At 68.1% G+C, this 12,921-nt stretch carries 12 protein-coding genes; 8 read left to right on the forward strand and 4 right to left on the reverse strand.

Features of this window, described 5'->3' with window-relative positions; translation table 11 throughout:
• Positions 1-1,400, reverse strand: a 1,400-nt coding sequence (locus G0D83_RS26275) for an aldehyde dehydrogenase (NADP(+)) (RefSeq protein ID WP_164197512.1), incomplete at its 3' end; no start/stop codon positions are given.
• Between the two features lie 252 nt (positions 1,401-1,652).
• On the opposite strand from G0D83_RS26275, the gene G0D83_RS26280 reads away from it, so the two are divergent.
• From G0D83_RS26280 to G0D83_RS26295, 4 genes are all read left to right on the forward strand, one after another.
• Positions 1,653-2,459, forward strand: coding sequence for a transporter substrate-binding domain-containing protein (locus tag G0D83_RS26280; RefSeq protein WP_108970475.1), 807 nt, complete (start codon positions 1,653-1,655; stop codon positions 2,457-2,459).
• A 74-nt stretch (positions 2,460-2,533) separates the two neighbouring features.
• Positions 2,534-3,199: an amino acid ABC transporter permease gene (locus tag G0D83_RS26285; protein WP_108970476.1), complete on the forward strand. Its 666-nt coding sequence runs from the start codon at positions 2,534-2,536 to the stop codon at positions 3,197-3,199.
• A 13-nt stretch (positions 3,200-3,212) separates the two neighbouring features.
• Positions 3,213-3,866 carry an amino acid ABC transporter permease gene (locus G0D83_RS26290; RefSeq protein WP_164197513.1) on the forward strand — a complete coding sequence of 218 codons (654 nt, stop codon included), beginning with the start codon at positions 3,213-3,215 and terminating at the stop codon, positions 3,864-3,866.
• A complete protein-coding gene (locus G0D83_RS26295) occupies positions 3,859-4,581 on the forward strand; it encodes an amino acid ABC transporter ATP-binding protein (protein WP_164197514.1) in 723 nt (240 codons plus the stop codon). Before G0D83_RS26290 ends, G0D83_RS26295 begins: the two co-directional genes overlap by 8 nt.
• Positions 4,582-4,682: 101 nt before the next feature.
• Here the strand turns inward: G0D83_RS26295 and G0D83_RS26300 are convergent, their stop codons facing one another.
• On the reverse strand, positions 4,683-5,720 hold the full coding sequence (locus G0D83_RS26300; protein ID WP_164197515.1) for an Ldh family oxidoreductase: 1,038 nt from the start codon (positions 5,718-5,720) through the stop codon (positions 4,683-4,685).
• 57 nt (positions 5,721-5,777) lie between these two features.
• Positions 5,778-6,413, reverse strand: a complete 636-nt coding sequence (locus G0D83_RS26305; protein WP_164197516.1) for a helix-turn-helix domain-containing protein — start codon at positions 6,411-6,413, stop codon at positions 5,778-5,780.
• Positions 6,414-6,571: 158 nt separating this feature from the next.
• Between G0D83_RS26305 and G0D83_RS26310 the strand changes: the two genes are divergently transcribed.
• The 4 genes from G0D83_RS26310 (at position 6,572) to G0D83_RS26325 (ending at position 11,540) form a co-directional block, all read left to right on the forward strand.
• A complete protein-coding gene (locus G0D83_RS26310; RefSeq protein ID WP_164197517.1) occupies positions 6,572-8,281 on the forward strand; it encodes an aconitase X in 1,710 nt (569 codons plus the stop codon).
• A gap of 50 nt (positions 8,282-8,331) precedes the next feature.
• Positions 8,332-9,291, forward strand: a complete 960-nt coding sequence (locus G0D83_RS26315; protein ID WP_164197518.1) for a dihydrodipicolinate synthase family protein — start codon at positions 8,332-8,334, stop codon at positions 9,289-9,291.
• The gene (locus G0D83_RS26320) at positions 9,282-10,214 is read left to right on the forward strand and encodes a proline racemase family protein (protein ID WP_164197519.1); all 933 of its coding nucleotides are present in this window, start codon (positions 9,282-9,284) and stop codon (positions 10,212-10,214) included. Before G0D83_RS26315 ends, G0D83_RS26320 begins: the two co-directional genes overlap by 10 nt.
• A gap of 75 nt (positions 10,215-10,289) precedes the next feature.
• Positions 10,290-11,540, forward strand: a complete 1,251-nt coding sequence (locus tag G0D83_RS26325; protein WP_164197520.1) for an FAD-binding oxidoreductase — start codon at positions 10,290-10,292, stop codon at positions 11,538-11,540.
• 28 nt (positions 11,541-11,568) lie between these two features.
• Here G0D83_RS26325 and G0D83_RS26330 read toward each other — a convergent pair whose 3' ends face one another.
• Complete coding sequence (locus G0D83_RS26330; RefSeq protein ID WP_164197521.1) at positions 11,569-12,612, reverse strand: proline racemase family protein; 1,044 nt, start codon at positions 12,610-12,612, stop codon at positions 11,569-11,571.
• Between the last annotated feature and the right edge of the window lie 309 nt (positions 12,613-12,921).

The following is a 12,921-nucleotide window of genomic DNA, read 5'->3' on the forward strand; positions in this document are numbered from 1 at the left end:
GGGTAAGGCCCGCCGTGGACCATCGCGTCGCAGACCTCGACGCCGGTCGGGAACCCGTTGACCAGCAGCCGGCCGGCCTTGCGCTCGAGCACCGGCATCAGCCGCTGCGCCAGCGCCGTGTCGCCCTCGTCCATGTGGATCGTCGCGGTCAGCTGGCCCTCGAAGCCGCGGGCGAGCGTCTCCATCTCGTCGGCGCCCGAGACCCGCACCACGAGGCCGAGCGGGCCGAAGACCTCTTCGCCAAGCGCATGATCCTGCAGGTAATTCTCGGCGTCGGTCTCGAAGAGGTTGGGCAGCGCGCTGCGCCCCTCGCTGTCGCTGGTCAGCACCGGTTTCACCGCATTGCGACCGTCAAAGCGGGATTTACCATCCTTATACGCCTGCGCGATACCCTCGGTGAGCATGCATTGGGCGGCTGCGCCCTTCAGCGCCTCGGCGGCAGCGGCGACAAAGGCGTCGCCCTCGGGGCCCGTCTCCACCACGGCGATGCCGGGGTTGGTGCAGAACTGGCCGGCGCCCATCGTCAGGGAGCCCGCCCAGCCGGTGCCGAGCTCGGCACCGCGCGCTTTCACCGCCTCGGGAAGGAGGAACATCGGGTTGACCGAGCCCAGCTCGCCGAAGAAGGGGATCGGCACCTCGCGCTGTGCGCAGAGGTCAAACAGGGCGCGGCCGCCGCCAAGCGAGCCGGTGAAGCCCACGGCGTTGATCAGCGGGTGCTGCACCAGCGCCTGGCCGACGTCGCGCTTGCCGCCCTGAACCAGCGAGAAGACGCCCTTGGGCATGCCGGTCTTCTCAATGGCGGCGAGGATCGCCTCGGCGACGATCTCGCCGGTGCCGGGGTGCGCGCCGTGGCCCTTGACCACCACCGGGCAGCCGGCGGCCAGCGCCGCGGCGGTGTCGCCGCCGGCGGTGGAGAAGGCGAGCGGGAAGTTCGAGGCGCCAAACACCGCGACCGGCCCGATCGGGCGCATCACCATCTTGATGTCGGGGCGCGGCAGCGGCTGGCGGTCGGGCAGCGCCTCGTCGTGGCGGCGGTCGAGGTAGTCGCCCTTGAGGATGTGGCTGGCGAAGAGCCGCAGCTGGCCGGTGGTGCGGCCGCGCTCGCCCTGCAGGCGCGCCTCGGGCAGGCCGGTTTCCTGCGTGCCGATCTCGGTGATCGCCTCGGCGCGGGCCTCGATCTCGTCGGCGATGGCGTTCAGGAACTCGGCGCGGGCCTCGCGGGTGGTGTAGCCATAGGTCCAGAAGGCCTCTTCGGCGGCCTTGCAGGCCTGATCGACCAGCGCAGGCGTGCCGACCGAGAAGTCGTGGCTCGGGCCATGCGCCGGCTCGGAGGTGAAGCTGGTCTCGCCAGCCACCCAGGTGCCTGCGATCAGGTGCTTGCCGTGCGGGGTGAAACTCATGAGATGTCCTTTCTGACAGGGGACCGCTTGGTCGGTCGCGGCCAGCGCGCCGGGCGGCGCGATTGGCAGATGGCAGTTGGCCAAGGCCGGTCTTGCCGCGATCCTGAGGGGATTTCAGGGAGTTGGAAACTTCTTCGCCCTCGTAACAAATATTTTCTTCACAGGCCAGTATTTTTCATTTAGGAAAAATCTTGCACGAAAAAATAAGTCCGGCAGCCCTCGCCGGCGTCCACAACAGCGAGAGACATCCGAATGAAGACCTTCACGCTCACCGCCGCCCTTCTGACCGCGACCGCGCTCGCGGGCACCGCCCAGGCCGACAAGCTCGACGACATCATCTCCTCGGGCACGCTGCGCTGCGCCGTGGTGCTCGACTTCCCGCCGATGGGTATGCGCGATGACAGCAACACCCCGATCGGTTTCGACGTCGACTATTGCAACGACCTCGCGGCCGCGCTCGGCGTCGAGGCGGAAATCGTCGAGACCCCCTTCCCCGAACGCATCCCTGCGCTGATGTCGGGCCGCGTCGACGTGGGCGTCGCCTCGACTTCGGACACGCTTGAGCGCGCCAAGACCGTCGGCTTCAGCGTGCCCTACTTCGCCTTCGAAATGGCCGTGACCTCGAACGACGAAACCGGCATCGCCTCCTTCGAGGACATGAAGGGCCACACCGTCGGCGCGGTTGCCGGCACCTACGAGGCGATCGCGCTGCAGGCGCAGGTCGACGCCTGGGGCGAGGGCAGCTTCCGCCCCTACCAGACCCAGGCCGACGTCTTCCTTGCGCTGAGCCAGGGCCAGCTCGACGCCACCGTCTCGACCTCGACCGTGGCGCAGGCGAACGTGCAGTCCGGCAACTTCGACGGCATCTCGGTGGTCGGCAAGGCCCCCTTCGACACCGATTACGTTGCCCTTTTCGCCAAGCGCGACGAGTACGGCCTGCTGAACTACCTCGATCTCTTCGTGAACCAGCAGGTGCGCACCGGCCGCTACGCCGAGCTCTACGAAAAGTGGGTCGGCGGCGAGCTGCCCGACCTGACCGTGGGCGGCGTCTACCGCTGATCCCTGACCGGACCGACCGGCGGCGCGGACCCCACCGCGCCGCTTTTCCTCTCGCTCTATCAGGCGCCTAACACATGTTCGATTACACCTTCCAATGGAAGCAGGCGCTCGCCAAGCTTCCGCAGATGCTGGACGGTGCGGTCGTCACGATGGAGGTCGCAGTCCTGTCGATGGTGATCGGCATCCTGCTTGCCGTCGTCCTGACGCTGCTGCGACTCTCGGGCTCGCGCCCGCTCGCCGCCATCGCCACCGCCTGGGTCGAGATCGCGCGCAACACGCCCGCGCTCTTCCAGATCTACATGGCCCATTTCGGCGTGGCGAGCTTCGGCATCCACTTCTCGCCCTTCGTGTCGCTGCTCATCGGCATCACCTTCAACAATGCCGGCTATCTCGCCGAGAACTTCCGCGGCGCGCTGAAGGCGATCCCCGACACCCAGGCGCGGGCCGGCCGCTCGCTGGGCATGTCGCAACTGCAGGCCTTCCGCTTCATCATCCTGCCGCAGATGCTGCGCATCTCCTTCCTGCCGATGACCAACCAGATGGTCTGGGCGATCCTGATGACCTCGCTCGGGGTCACCGTCGGGATGAACACCGACCTCTACGGGGTGACGCAGGATCTCAACGCGCTGACCTTCCGCACCTTCGAGCTTTTCGCCATCGCCGCGGTGATCTTCTACGCGATCACCAAGATCATCACCCTCGGCGCGCGGCTGCTCGCTGTCCGCCTGTTCCGCTACTGAGGGAGGAGACCGCATGTTCGACACCGCCCTCACCGCAAACGACCTGATCTTCCTCGCCAAGGGCGCGGGGATGACGATCCTGGTCACCCTCATCTCGGTCGCCATCGGCACCGTGCTCGGCGTTCTCTTCGGGGTGATCCGGGTGCAGCTCGGCGCCGCGCTCGCCGCGCCGCTGACCTTCGTGCTCGACATCTTCCGCTCGATCCCGCTGCTGATCCAGCTGGTGCTGGCCAATGCCTTCATGGGCATGGTGCTGAAGCTGCAGATGTCGGGGCTCACCGTGGCCTGCATGGTGCTCTCGCTCTACACCGCCGCCTATTGCGCCGAGATCGTGCGCGGCGGCATCGACGCGGTGCCTGCCACCACCCGGCGCGCGGCGCGCTCGCTCGGCATGAGCTGGGGGCAGGACATGCGCTACATCGTCATGCCGCTGGCCACCCGCGTCGCCCTGCCGTCGTGGATCGGCCTCGCGCTCGGGGTCATGAAGGACTCGGCGCTGGTCTACGTGGTGCAGGTCACCGAGCTTCTGAAGTCGACGCAGATCCTCATCACCCGCCTGCAGGAGCCGATGTTCCTGCTGCTGCTCTGCGGCGCCTTCTACTTCATCATCAGCCTTCCGCTGGCCCGGTTCGGCGGCTATCTCGAGAAAAGGTGGTCCAATGATTGAGATCCAGAATGTCCGTAAGTCCTTTGGCCAGATGGAGGTTCTCAAGGGCATCGATCTGACCGTCGCCAAGGGCGAGGTGCTGACCGTGATCGGCGGCTCCGGCTCGGGCAAGTCCACGCTGCTGACCTGCATCAACGGGCTCGAACCGATCGACAGCGGCCGCATCCTGGTCGACGGCACCGAAGTGCACGCCAAGTCGACCAACCTCAACACGCTGCGCCGGAAGATAGGCATCGTGTTCCAGCAGTGGAACGCCTTCCCGCATCTCACCGTGCTGGAGAACGTCACCTTGGCGCCGCGCAAGGTGCTGGGCATGTCGAAAGGAGAGGCCGAGGCGATCGCCGAGAAACAGCTCAAGCACGTGGGGCTCGGCGACAAGCTGAAGACCTTCCCGACCCGGCTTTCGGGCGGGCAGCAGCAGCGCATGGCGATCGCCCGCGCGCTGGCCATGTCGCCCCACTACATGCTCTTCGACGAGGTGACCTCGGCGCTCGATCCGCAGCTGGTGGGCGAGGTGCTGGAGACGCTGAAAATGCTGGCCGAAGAAGGCATGACGATGATCTGCGTCACGCACGAGATGGCCTTTGCCCGCGACGTCTCGAACCGGGTGGCCTATTTCCACAAGGGCGTGATGGCCGAGATCGGCGCGCCCGAGCAGATCTTCGGCGCGCCGCAGGAAGAGGTCACGCGGCAGTTCCTCGCCAGCGTGCGCTGAGACAACCGGCGACCGGCGCGTTTGGTCGCGCGCCGGTGCCCCCGAAAATGAAAAAGGCGCGGGGTCAATCCCGCGCCTTTCGTCTTTCCGGGGCGGAGGGCTCAACCCTCCAGCGCGGCGAGCCCCTCGGCCTCGAACTTGTCGAGCTGCGCCATTTCCGCGGCGGTCAGCGCAATGCCCTCGGCGAGCGCCTTCGACCGGGCGCTGAAGCGGCGCTCCGACGGCAGCCGCGCGCCCTGCCCGCTGATCGCGGTCAGCAGCCTCTCGCCCTCGGCGATGGGATCGCGGCCCGAGCGCTTGGCAAAGGTCTGCGGATCGAGCGCCAGCACAAGCGCGCCGTGGCGCGGCAGCAGCCCGCCGCCGCCCATGAAATCGAGCGCTTCCTTGCTCATGAACTCGCCCAGCATCGCCCCCGCCAGCAGCTCGACCATGGTCGAGATCGCCGACCCCTTGTGCGCACCGAAGGTCAGCATCGCGCCATCGAGCGCCGCGTCGGGGTCGGTGGTCGGATTGCCCTCCTTGTCGACGGCCCATCCCTCGGGGATCGGCGTGCCGGCGCGGCGGTGCAGCTCGATCTCGCCGCGCGCGGCGACGCTGGTGGCGAAGTCGAAGACATAAGGATGCGGGCCCGGTCGCGGCCAGCCAAAGGCGATGGGGTTGGTGCCGAGCAGCGGCTCCTTGCCGCCCGCGGGCGCGACGAAGGAATAGCTCGGGCACATCGACAACGAGGCGAGCCCCGCCTCGGCCAGCGCCTCCACATCGTGCCAGAGCGCCGAGAAATGCAGGCAGTCGCGGATCACCAGCGCCGCCAGCCCGGTCTCGCGGGCGCGCGCGACCAGCGTGTCCTTGGCGGCATAGAAGGCAGGGTTGGAAAAACCGCCGCCCGCGTCCACCTCGATCACGGCCTTGCCGCTGTCGTGCATCTGCGGCACGGCATCGGGCGAGACCTTGCCCGCGGCAAGCACGCGCAGGCAGCCCTCGATCCGGTAGATGCCGTGGGATTTGCAATTGTCGCGCTCGCCGGCGACGATCACATGGGCCACGGCTTGGGCGTTGTCGCGGCTCAGCCCGCTCTTTTCAAAGATCGCCTGGACACGGGCCATCAGCCCGTCGACGGAAATAATCTGCTGCTCGGCCATCGTTTGGCGCTCTCCTTCGGGTAACTCAGGCGGACGGGCGCCCCGGCGCGGGCCGGGTCACTTGTCCACGTCGATATAGGTGCAGGCCCAGAAGACCTTGGTCTCGGTGTCGTCCACGGCGCGCAGGCCGTGCTTGATGGTGCTGTCGAAATAGGCGCAGTCGCCCGTCTCGAGGATCACCGTCTCGTAGTGCTCGACGGTCAGCTCGACCCGGCCCGAGAGCACGTAGAGCGTTTCCTCGCCGTCGTGCGATTCCAGCTCCTCGCGCTTCAGCGGCGGACGCTGCTCGACCTTGGTGACCAGCGGGATGATCTTCTTCTCGGCGAGCGCGTTGCAGAGCACCTCGTATTCGAAGTTCTTCGAGCGGACCTTGCGGCCCTGCCCGGCGCGGGTGACGGTGAGCCGCGTGGTCTGATGCGCATCGTGGTCGGCCGAGAACAGCCGCTCCATGCCGATGTCATAGGCCCGCGCGATGCGGACCAGATTCTCGTAGCTGGGCGAGACCCGGCCGTTCTCGATCTTGTGGATCGTCGAGAGCGCCAGCCCGGTGCGCTGCGCCGCCACCTCCAGCGTGAAGCCGCAGGCCTGCCGCACGGATTTCATGCGGGCGCCGAGATCGCTGCGCAGCTGCTGCCGCTCCGCCTCCCACTCTTCCCCCGTGAGGGGTTCGCCGTCTTTTTCCGTATCGGTCATAATTTTTCTTTTCTTACCATCTGTGATCGTTTATGCCAATATTTGTGTTGAACGCAACAGTAGCAATCGAGAGCGGCGAAAAGGAACGGCTTTGTGCCTACTTTCGCCAAGATTTTCGGTGCTGCAGCCCGAAATCCGACCAACAGAAGGGAGCCGACATGCCAAGATCGATCGTGGCCGCGACTGTGCAGGGGCCAATCCTTCTGTGTGACGAGGGGCTGAGCGTCTGGGGCGGGGTCGATCCCGCGACAGGACGGATCATCGACGCCCTGCATCCCCAGCACGGACAGAGTCTTGCCGGCCGCGTGGTGATGATGCCGACCAGCCGCGGCTCCTGCACCGGCAGCGGCGTGCTGCTGGGGCTCGCCTTCGCCGGGGCGGCGCCCAAGGCGCTGATCTTCCGCGAGGCGGAGGATATTCTCACCCTCGGCGCGCTGGTCGCGGCACGGCTTTTCGGCCACGAGATCGCCGTGCTGCGGCTTTCGGCGTCGGACTATGATCAGCTTGCCGGTGAAAGTGACGCCGAGATCACCCCGAGCCGCCTGCGCGCCGGGTCGCTCGACTGGGAGCTCTCGCCCGAGACCGCCAAGGTGGACCTGAGCGACGACGACCGCGCCTTTCTCGACGGTGCCCATGGCGAGGCGGCGCAATTGGCGATGGAGATCATCACCACCATGGCCGCGGCCCAGGGCGCGACCGAGCTTGTCGATGTGAGCCGCGTGCATATCGACGGCTGCATCTACGCCAGCCCCGCTTTCCTGACCTTTGCCCGCGCCATGGCCGACAAGGGCGGCCGGGTGCGCGTGCCGACCACGATGAACGCCATTTCCGTCGATCACGCCAACTGGCGCGCGCAGGGCGTGGCCGAGGACTTCGGCCTGCCCGCCAGCCAGCTCGCCGACGCCTATGTCGAGATGGGCGCCCGGCCCAGCTTCACCTGCGCGCCCTACCTGCTCGACGACCGCCCCACCGAGGGCGAGGACATCGCCTGGGCCGAGAGCAACGCGGTGATCTATGCCAACAGCGTGCTGGGTGCGCGCACCGTGAAGCATGCCGATTTCATGGACCTGTGCATTGCGCTCACCGGGCGTGCCGCCCGGGCCGGGGTCTACCTGCCCCGGAACCGCGCGCCGCGCCGGATCATCGAGGTGACCCTGCCCGAGGGGGCCGACGATGCCTTCTGGCCGATGCTCGGCTGGCTGGCGGGACAGGCCGCGCCCGACCGCATCCCGCTGATCCGCGGGCTGGAGGAAAGCGCGCCGAACGAGGATGACCTCAAGGCGCTCTGCGCCGCCTATGGCACCACCTCGGCCTCGCCCATGCTGCACATCGCCGGGATCACGCCCGAGGCGGATATCGCCCCGACGCCCGACGCCGACCGCGTCAGCATCGCGCCCGAAGACTTCGCCCAGCTCTGGCAGGAGTTCAACAAGGGTGCGGGCAAGGTCGATCTCGTCGCCTTCGGCAGCCCGCATTTCTCGGAAGGCGAATGCGCCGCGCTCGCCGATCTCATGGAGGATCGGCAGGTGCACCCCGAGGTGGCCGCGATCGTCACTCTGGGCCGCGCCACGCTTGCCGCCATCACCGCGAGCGGCGTGGCGGCGCGGCTCGAGGCGGCGCGGCTCAGGCTCGTGCCCGACATCTGCTGGTGTTCGATCTCCGAGCCGGTCTTCCCGCCCTCGGCCAAGGTCCTGATGACCAACTCCGGAAAATATGCCCATTATGCCCCGGGGCTGAGCAACCGCGCGGTGCGCTTCGGCGCGCTGGCGCAGTGTGCCGAGACCGCCTGCACCGGGCAGGCCCCTCAATTCCCGCCGCGCTGGATCGCCGGCGGCGCGGCCTCCTCCGCCGCTTCGCGCCGCGCGTGACCTGCGCGCCAGCACATTTCTCCAACCTCTCCTACCCTACGGACATCCCCATGAACAAAGACGTCTTCTTCGGCACCATCCCCGCGCTGCTCACCCCCTGCACCCCCGACCGCCAGCCCGATTTCGACGCGCTGGTGAAGAAGGGCAAGGAGATGATCGCGGCGGGCATGTCGGCGGTGGTCTACTGCGGCTCCTGCGGCGACTGGCCCCTGCTCACCGACGAACAGCGCATGGAGGGCGTCGCGCGGCTCACCGAGGCGGGCGTGCCCGTCATCGTCGGCACCGGCGCGATCAACACCAAGTCGGCGGTCGCCCATGCCGCCCACGCGCAAGAGATCGGCGCGGCGGGCCTCATGGTGATCCCGCGCGTGCTGTCGCGCGGCCTGTCGGTCGCCGCGCAGCGCAACCACTTCAAGGCGATCCTCGACGCCGCGCCGGACGTGCCCGCGATCATCTACAACAGCCCCTACTACGGCTATGCCACCAAGGCGGACCTCTTCTTTGCGCTGCGCGCCGAGCACCCCAACCTGATCGGCTTCAAGGAGTTCGGCGGCAAGGCCGACCTCAGCTACGCGGCCGAGCACATCACCTCGCAGGACGATGACGTGATCCTGATGGTCGGCGTCGACACCGAGGTCTACCACGGCTTCGTCAAATGCGGCGCGGTCGGCGCGATCACCGGCATCGGCACGATCTTCCCGACCGAGGCGCTGCTGCAGGTCGAACTGTCGCGCCGCGCCGCGACCGGCTGCCCCGAGGCCGACCTGCGCGCCCGCGAGTTGGCCGAGGCCTTCTCGGTGCTGGCGAAATTCGACGAGGGCGTCGATCTGGTGCTCTACTTCAAGCACATGATGGTGCTGAAGGGCGAAGAGGAATACCGTCTCAACATCTACGAGACCGACGCGCTGTCGCCCTCGCAGGCGAAGTTCTGCGAAGCGCAGTTCCACCAGTTCAACCGCTGGTTCGCGAATTGGTCCAAGCAGGGTGGAGTGATCGCCGAATGCATGTGATCGACAGCCACACCGGGGGCGAGCCCACGCGTGTGATCCTGGGCGGTGGTCCGGACCTCGGGTCCGGGCCGCTGGCCGAGCGCGCCGCCAGGCTTGCGTCCGAACACCGCGACTTCACCCGCTCGGTCAGCCTCGAGCCGCGCGGGCAGGTCGCCATGGTCTGCGCGCTGCTGGTGGAGCCGGTGGATCCGGGCTGCGTCACCGGCGTCATCTACTTCGACGCCGAGGCGGTGCTGGGCATGTGCGGTCACGGCACCATCGGGCTTGCGGTCACGCTGGCGCACATGGGCAAGATCGGCCCCGGCACGCACAGGATCGAGACCCCGGTGGGCGTGGTCTCGGTCGAGGTGATCGACGCGAACACCGTCACCGTCACCAACGTCGAGAGCCGCCGCACGCAGGCCGGTGTCTCGGTCGAGGTCGAGGGGCTCGGCACCCTCACCGGCGATGTCGCCTATGGCGGCAACTGGTTCTTCCTCGTCGATCCCAGCCCGGTTCCGGTTGTCTCGTCGAACATCCGCCAGCTCACCGACATGACCGTCGCCACCCGCGCGGCGCTCAAGGCGCAGGGCATCGCGGGCGAGAATGGCGGCGAGATCGACCATGTGATCTTCTACGGCCCCGCAGAGGACGCCGCGGTGCACAGCCGCAACTTCGTGCTCTGCCCCGACGACGCCTACGACCGCTCGCCCTGCGGCACCGGCAGCTCGGCCCGGCTCGCCTGCCTTGCCGCCTCGGGCCGACTGGCCGAGGGCGAAGAGATCGTGCAGGAAAGCGTCATCGGCAGCACTTACCGGCTGTCCTATGCCCAAGGCCGGGCGGGCGGGGTGATCCCCTCGATCACCGGCCGGGCCTATGTGATGGCCGAGAGCAAGCTGCTCTTTGACCCGGCGGATCCGTTCAAGACCGGCATCACGCTCTGATCCCCCCCGCCGCCGCGCGCCATTCTCCCGGCGCGCGGCGTCTCTTCTTATTCTTCGCGCAGATCGAGGGCCGCCATGGCTGAGGCCGAGCACAGTGAAATTCTCGTCATCGGGGCGGGCATCATCGGGGTCACCGCCGCGCTGGCGCTGCAATCCGAGGGGCGCAAGGTCCGCATCCTCGACCGTGCGGGTGTCGCCGCGGGCACCTCGGTGGGCAACGCCGGCGCCTTTGCCTATGCCGACGTCGAGCCTCTGGCCACCCCGGGCATCATGCGCAAGGCGCCCAAATGGCTGCTCGACCCGCTCGGGCCGCTGTCGCTGCGCCCCGGCTATGCGTTGCAGCTCAGCCCGTGGCTGCTGAAGTTCTGGCGGGCCAGCCGCAAGGACCGCTACGCCGCCGCCGTCAAGGCACAGTCAGAGCTCATGCACCTGTCCCAAGAGGCGCAGGAGCGGCTGATCGTGCAGGTCTCGGGCGAGCCGCTGATGCGCCGCGAGGGGCAGATGCAGCTCTACGAGGGCGCGGCCTCCTACCGCGCCAGCCTGCCGTCGTGGGAGCTGCGGCGCCGGCACGGTGTGAACTTCGATCTGTTCGAAAGCCCCGAGGCCATCGCGGAAATCCAGCCCGGCGTCTCGCGGCGTTTCACCCATGCGGGCTACACGCCCGAGTGGATGAACACCGTCGATCCCGCGATCTGGACCCACCATGTCGCCGAGGCCTTCGTCGCGCGCGGCGGCCGCATCGACATCGCCGAGATCCGCAACCTGCGCGCGCGCGAGCAGGGTGTCGAGGTCGAAACCGATACCGGCACGCTCCGCGCCGCCAAGGTGGTGCTGGCCGCCGGGGCCTGGTCGCGCAGCCTTGCCCGCGCGCTCGGCGACCGGATCCCGCTCGACACCGAGCGCGGCTACAACACCACCTTCCCCACCGCCAGCTTCGATTTGCGCACGCATCTGACCTTCAGCGACCACGGCTTCGTCGTGACCCGCATCGGCGCGGGGCTGCGTGTCGGCGGCGCGGTGGAACTGGGCGGGCTCGACCTGCCGCCGAACTACCGGCGCGCCGAGATCCTCGTGGAAAAGACCGCGCGGTTCCTCTCGGGCTTCGAACCCACGGGCGGCACGCAATGGATGGGCTTCCGCCCCTCGATGCCGGACAGCTTGCCGGTGATCTCTGCCTCGCCGAAGTCGCGCGACGTGATCTACGCCTTCGGGCACGGCCATCTCGGCCTCACGCAATCGGCAGGCACCGCGCAGCTCGTCGCCGCGCTCTGCGCGGGGCGGGCGCCGGGGATCGATCTTTCACCCTTCCGCGCCGACCGGTTCTGACCCCCAAGGCGCCGCCGGGCCCGTCCGTTCAGTCGGGCCGGCCGATCCCCATCGGCCAGGTGTCCGAGATCCGGTAGCCCCCGGGCCAGGGATCGGCCGGGTCGAGCATGTGCTGATGGGTGCCGGTGATCCAGGCGCGACCGCTGATCTCGGGGCGGATCGCGTCGAGCCCGCCGACCGCCGTGTGCCCGAGGATGCGCCCGGTGAACTCCGAGCCGATGATCGACTCGCCGGTGAGCCGGTCGCCCATCCCCATCTCGCCGCGCGCCTGCAGCAGCGCCATGCGCGCCGAGACCGCGGTGCCCGTAGGCGAGCGGTCGAGCTTGCCGGGCTGGATCGCCACCACCGACTGGGCGCGCAACTCGCTGCCCTCGCGCCGCAGCTTCCCCGCGAAGAGACAGAACGAATGATGCGCCCAGTCGGGTTTCTCCGGGTGCTCGAAGCGGTATTGGGCGTTGGCGGCATTGGTGATGCGGATCCCCAGCTCGGCGATCTCGCGCGCGTGCTCCGCCACCAGTGCGACCCCCAGCGCCTCGGGATCGACCACCACGAAGCTGTCGCCGCCAAAGGCGGTGTCGATGCGGATCTCGCCCAGCCCCGGCACCTCGAGCGGCACGTCGAGGCGGCTGGCGAACGACGGCAGGTTCTCGACATGGATGCGCTCGGCCTTGCCGTTCGCGCAGTCGGCGCGGACCCGCACCAGCCCTCCGGGGGCCTCGAGCACCAACTCGGTCACCGGCTCCTGCATCGGGATCAGCCCGCTGTCGAGCAGCACGGTTGCCACGCAGATCGAATTCGAGCCCGACATCGGCGGCGTGTCCTCGGGCTCCATGATGATCCAGGCGGCCTGGGCCTCGGGGTGCCTGGGCGGCACCAGCAGGTTCACGTGGCGAAACACCCCGCCGCGGGGCTCGTTCAGCACGAAGTTCCGTAGGGTCTGGTCCTCGGCGATCCAGCGGCGCTGCTCCCAGAGCGTCTGGCCCGGCGGCGGCGCGACTCCGCCGACGATGACGTCGCCGACCTCACCCTCGGCATGGCACGAGACCACATGAATGACCTTGCTGCTGCGCATCTTCCCCTCCGCTGCGCCGGGCTGGCGCGCGCCACGACGCGAGGCGCCGCATCCGGGCTCTTCATTTTGGATATTGGATCTGACCTGCCCCCTTGCCGGTCCCTCATTCATAAAGAGAGTCTGCTGGTTGGATTTTGATAGTGGGGCGCCTCGTCGGACGCAAGCGCTCGGCGCGCTTGTTGCGGGGTAGGACCGGCATCGCCGCGACTCATGACCGCCATTGGCGCCATTCTGAACCGCCCCGGGTTTGCCGGAGGCTCCAACTCCTGAGTAGCAACTGTCTTTCAAACGATGGCGTCTCGGTAGGCC

This window comes from Salipiger sp. PrR003 (genome assembly GCF_010500785.1).
GTDB classification, from domain to species: Bacteria; Pseudomonadota; Alphaproteobacteria; order Rhodobacterales; family Rhodobacteraceae; genus Salipiger; species Salipiger pacificus_A.